A 436-nucleotide genomic window follows, 5' to 3' on the forward strand; every position below is an offset into this window, starting at 1 on the left:
ATCTGTATGACGTCCGATCGGCCTTTTTTCATACCCGCCGCTGTACTGTTGAGCGCGTCCTCGGTCGCTGGCTCTAAGGACACGCCGGCAACGTTCCTGAGCATCAAAGCCGCGCGACGAAGGATGATCTGCAGATCCGGTCGCGACATGTTGGCAATGCGATCCGCGGCGCTTTCAAGCTCTTCAGCAAAGGACAGGCGCGTCATCGTCGGTTGTGGCGCCGTTCTCTGCGCCCCTTTTTCTTTTCCAGCTCCGCTGTAATGTAGGCGGAGGCGTGCTCCCTAGCTCGCCTCGTGTTTTCGCGCCAGCGTTCCAACATCTCTAGCGGGTAGTACAACTCGGGGATAGTCGTCGCGGCTGCCGCGGCCGTCGATAGCGGTTTCCACTGCTCCGCACTCGCTGAAGGCCTTTCAGCCACTCGTACTTTTGCCAGAGC

The 436-nt window shown here is 59.6% G+C and carries 1 protein-coding gene; it reads right to left on the bottom strand.

What is annotated here, in order from left to right; all coding sequences use genetic code 11:
- The coding region (locus tag EN884_RS38215) for a hypothetical protein (protein ID WP_128361244.1) at positions 1-206 on the bottom strand (206 nt) is incomplete at its 3' end.
- Positions 207-436: the final 230 nt, after the last annotated feature.

Origin of the sequence: Mesorhizobium sp. M7A.F.Ca.AU.001.01.1.1 (assembly GCF_004022735.1) — a bacterium.
In the GTDB taxonomy this organism is placed as follows: domain Bacteria; phylum Pseudomonadota; class Alphaproteobacteria; order Rhizobiales; family Rhizobiaceae; genus Mesorhizobium; species Mesorhizobium ciceri.